Origin of the sequence: uncultured Nevskia sp., from assembly GCF_903885465.1 — a bacterium.
Lineage (GTDB): Bacteria > Pseudomonadota > Gammaproteobacteria > Nevskiales > Nevskiaceae > Nevskia.
The window spans coordinates 1-4,245 of sequence record NZ_CAISIQ010000461.1 but is presented as its reverse complement, the minus strand read 5'-3'; the positions used below and the strand labels follow the sequence as shown (position 1 = coordinate 4,245).

At 67.0% G+C, this 4,245-nt stretch carries 4 protein-coding genes and 1 pseudogene; all 5 read left to right on the top strand.

The window, feature by feature from the left end:
• The coding region (locus tag QZY06_RS18070) for a cytochrome c-type biogenesis CcmF C-terminal domain-containing protein (protein WP_295686650.1) at window positions 1–1,205 on the top strand (1,205 nt) is incomplete at its 5' end.
• The gene (locus tag QZY06_RS18065; protein WP_295686647.1) at window positions 1,205–1,744 is read left to right on the top strand and encodes a DsbE family thiol:disulfide interchange protein; all 540 of its coding nucleotides are present in this window, start codon (window positions 1,205–1,207) and stop codon (window positions 1,742–1,744) included. The genes QZY06_RS18070 and QZY06_RS18065, both read left to right, overlap by 1 nt.
• Window positions 1,741–2,211, top strand: coding sequence for a cytochrome c-type biogenesis protein (locus QZY06_RS18060; protein WP_295686645.1), 471 nt, complete (start codon window positions 1,741–1,743; stop codon window positions 2,209–2,211). Before QZY06_RS18065 ends, QZY06_RS18060 begins: the two co-directional genes overlap by 4 nt.
• The gene (gene ccmI, locus QZY06_RS18055; RefSeq protein WP_295686643.1) at window positions 2,208–3,476 is read left to right on the top strand and encodes a c-type cytochrome biogenesis protein CcmI; all 1,269 of its coding nucleotides are present in this window, start codon (window positions 2,208–2,210) and stop codon (window positions 3,474–3,476) included. Before QZY06_RS18060 ends, ccmI begins: the two co-directional genes overlap by 4 nt.
• A 159-nt stretch (window positions 3,477–3,635) precedes the next feature.
• Window positions 3,636–4,245 (top strand): annotated as a pseudogene (locus QZY06_RS18050) (hypothetical protein); the annotation flags it as partial.

Below are 4,245 nucleotides of genomic sequence, written 5' to 3'. Positions count from 1 at the left end.
TGATCCATTCGCTGGCCGTGACCGAGAAGCGCGGCCTGCTGAAAAGCTGGACCGTGCTGCTGGCGATCCTGACCTTTTCGCTGTCGCTGCTCGGCACTTTCCTGGTCCGCTCCGGGGTGCTGGTATCGGTGCATGCCTTCGCCAGCGATCCGGCGCGCGGCCTGTTCATCCTGATCTTCATGGCGGTGGTCACCGGCAGTGCGTTGACGCTTTACGCCTGGCGCGCACCGAAGCTGGCCAGTGTCGGCGAGCTGACCCTGTTTTCCCGCGAAGGTCTGCTGCTGCTGAACAATGTGTTCCTGGTCGTCGCCTGCGCGGCGATCCTGATCGGCACCTTGTACCCGCTGGTGCTCGATGCCCTGAACCTCGGCAAGATTTCGGTCGGCCCGCCGTACTTCAACGCAGTGTTCCTGCCGCTGATGGTGCCGCTGTTCGTGCTGGTCGGCTTCGGTGCCGTGGTGCCCTGGAAGAAGGGCCGGGCCGGTGAAACCTGGAATCGCCTGAAGCTGCCGGCACTGTTCGCGGTGGCGTTCGCGATCGTCGTGCCGCTGGCGCTGCATGGCCGCGCGACCTTGCTGGCGGTGACCGGCGGTCTGCTCGGTTCGTGGACGATCGTCGCAGCCTCGCAGGATGTCTGGCGGCGCATCCGTTCCAAGCCTTCGTTCCTGACCGGACTCGCGTCAGTGCCGCGCGCGACCTGGGGCATGACCCTGGCCCACATGGGGCTTGGTGTCTGGGCGCTCGGTGTCGCCTTCGTGATCAGCTACGGCTTCGAGAAGGACGTGCGCCTGGCGCCGAAGGAAACCACCGAGATCGGTGATTTCACCTTCGCTTTCATCGGCGCGCAGGAAGCGAGGGGCCCGAACTTCATCGCCCAGCAGGGCGAGGTGACGATCGAGCGTCCGGACCACCGAACGGTGCAGCTCTATCCGCAGAAGCGCTTCTATCCCTCGCAGCGCAATGTCATGACCGAATCGGCGGTCGACGCGACCCTGATGCGCGATCTATACGTGTCGCTCGGCGAAGGTTTCGAGGACGGCTCCTGGTCCCTGCGCATCTATGTCAAGCCGATGATCCGGCTGATCTGGCTCGGCGGCGTGCTGATGTTCCTGGGCGGCTGTCTGGCCGCGAGCGATCGCCGCTACCGGCTGGCGACGGCGGCTGACCGCAAGGCCGCGACGGATGGCGGAGTTCAGGCCGCCTGATGCGCTACGCGATTCCGCTGGTGGTTCTGGGTGTGTTGCTGACCTTCTTCGCGGTGGGCTTGCGCCACGATCCGCGCATCCTGCCGAGCCCGCTGATCGGCAAGGCTGCGCCGGCGTTTTCGCTGCCTGTGCTCGAGTTTCCGCAGCCGGAAGCCACGGCCACGCCACCGCTGAAAAGTAATGCCGATTTCCTCGGCAAGCCGCTGCTGGTCAATTTCTTCGCCAGCTGGTGCGCCGGCTGCCAGGTCGAGCATCCATTCCTGATGAGCCTCGCCAAGGCCGGCGCAGTGACCATCGTCGGCGTCGACTACAAGGACGCCGATGCCGATGTCCGCCAGTGGCTCGGCTCCCGCGGCAATCCTTACGCCCCGGTGCTGGCCGATCTCGATGGCCGCACCGGCATCGACTGGGGCGTCTACGGCGTGCCGGAAACCTTCGTCATCAGCGCCAGCGGCCAGGTGCTGCACAAGCATGTCGGCGCGCTGACGCCGGAAGCCTGGGAGCGCGACATCAAGCCGCTGCTGGCGGCCGCGCCATGAGCCTGCTGCGGAGCCTCTGCCTGCTGTTGCTGGTGGCCGCGTTCGGCGCGCAGGGGCAGGTCACGGTCGAGAAGCCGGCGATCGAGCTGACCGTCGAGCAGGAAGCGCGTCTCGCCGAACTGCTGCCGGATCTGCGCTGCCTGGTCTGCCAGAACGAATCGCTGGCCGAGTCGCGCGCGCCGCTGGCGCTGGATCTGAAATACGAAGTGCGCAGTCTGGTGGCGCAGGGTAAATCGGCAACCGAGATCAAGCATTACCTGACCGATCGCTACGGCGATTTCGTGCTGTTCCGGCCGCCGTTCGATCCGCGCACCTGGCTGCTCTGGATCGGCCCGTTCGCGCTGGTGCTGCTCGGGCTGCTGGTGCTGGTCCGGCAGATCCGCAGTACCCGCCGTGCGGCAGTCCGTGCCGCAACCACCGCGAAACCGGCTGATCCCGCAGCCCTGAAGAAGCTGCTCGACGAATGAATCCGACTGTGTTGTCCGGCCTCGCCATGGCCGCGTTGCTGTTGCTGGTAGTTCTGCTGGCCACCCGTCCCTGGTGGCGCAGCCAGGTCGGCGATCGCCAGAACCGCCGTGCCGCCAATGTCGCTGCCTATCGTCTGCGCCTGGCCGAGATCGACAACGAGACCGCGTCCGGCCTGATCCCTGCCGATGAGGCGGTGGCGCTGCGCAGTGAACTCGATGCCCGCGTGCTCGACGATGCCGATGCCAGCGAGCCGGAAGTCACCACCCGAACCAAGCGCCGCCCGCTGGCGATCGCGCTGGTCACGGTGCTGCTCGCGGCGTTCTCCGGTGGCTGGTACGTGCTCGGCGGCAGCTGGCAGGCGCAAGCCCAGATTGCCGCTGGCGCGGTACCGCCAGCGCCCGTCGATCCGCAGATCGCGGCGATGGTCGAGACCCTGGCGCAGCGCCTGAAAGCCAAGCCCGATGATCCCGAAGGCTGGACGATGCTTGGCCGTTCCTATGCGGTGATGTCGCGCTATCCGGAAGCGGCAGCGGCTTTCGGCGAAGCCAATCGCCGCGCCCCGAAGCCGACTGCCGAAGGGCTGTCCGACGAAGGCGAGGCGCTGGCCTTTGCCAGCGGCCAGGATGTCTCCGGCCACTCTGCGGAGCTGTTCGAGCAGGCCCTGCAACTCGATCCCGGTAACGGCAAGGCGCTCTGGTATGGCGGCCTGGCTTCGGCGCTGACCGGCAATTACGCGACGGCGCGTGCGCGCTGGCAGCGGCTGCTTGATCAGCCGGGCCTTGCCGAGGAAATGCGTGCTGCGCTGGGCGACCGGATCGTCCGACTCGATCAGGCAATTGCTGCCAACGCGGCGGCCGTCGGTGAACCGGCTGCCGAGACTGATACTGCGGCGCCAGCGGCTGCCGCTGCAGCGCCAGTCAGCCTGAAGGTGCAGGTATCGTTGGCGCCGGCGCTGGCCGGCAAGGTACCGGCCGGCGCGACCTTGTTCGTGTTCGCCAAGGCGGCAAGCGGTCCGCCGATGCCGCTGGCGGTGCAGAAGCTCGCCGATGCCAAGCTGCCGCTGGAAATCACCCTCGACGAGTCGATGGCGATGGCGCCGGGCATGAGTCTGTCGAAGTTCGATCAGTACGTGATCACCGCGCGCTACAGTGCTGCCGGCAGCGTGCAGGCCCAGCCGGGCGATCTCGAAGGGCGGATCGAGGCGACTCGAGCGCAGTCGGGTGGGGCACCGCTAGCCGTGGTCATCGATCGCGTGCTGCCGTGAGCAGGTTTGCCAAGCGCCTTGCCTGCGTTTCGGCAGTGACGCAGCGGAGCATTTCTGACACGCAAATTGCATCGCAATCTGTGCAAAGCGACCAATTCCTGTGCCAAGGCGCGTAAGATTCTCGCTTCGGCGGCATGGGCCGCCGAATCCGTGAGTCCGATGAGTACGACCTCAGCCCGCGTCTTTGATTTGCCGGCCCTGCCGCCGGTGCTTCCTGCGTTCGCCCGCGCCGCCTGGTCCGCCACCCGTTCGGTGCGTACGCCGGTGACCATGCCGGACTGGACGGTCCGCGTCGCCGGCCTCTCTTTCGATCGCCCGCAGGTCGCCGCCTACAACGCGCTGTGCGGCTTCACCAATGCCGAGCAGGTCGCGATGACCTATCCGCAGGTGCTGGCGACCCCGCTCTACCTGAACCTGATGACCCGGCCGGGTTTCCCGCTGCCGCTGATGGGCCTGGTCCACGTCCGCAACAACATCGAATGCCGCCGCGCGCTGACCATCGATGAGCACTTCGATATCTCGGTCGGCCTCGGGGCGACGCGCGAAGTTCGCGCTGGGCTCGAACTGGACCTGGACATCGCGCTGTCGGAAGTCGGTGGCGACGTGCTGTGGCAGGCGACGATGACCGTGCTCAAGCGCGGCGTCCGCTCGGACGACAGCACGCCCGCGCTGTCCGGCCCGAAGCCGACCCTGTTGGACGCTCCGGCCGAAGCCGGGCTGGCCCAGTACCTGAGAATCCAGGCGCCCGAAGACACCGGCCGCCGTTACG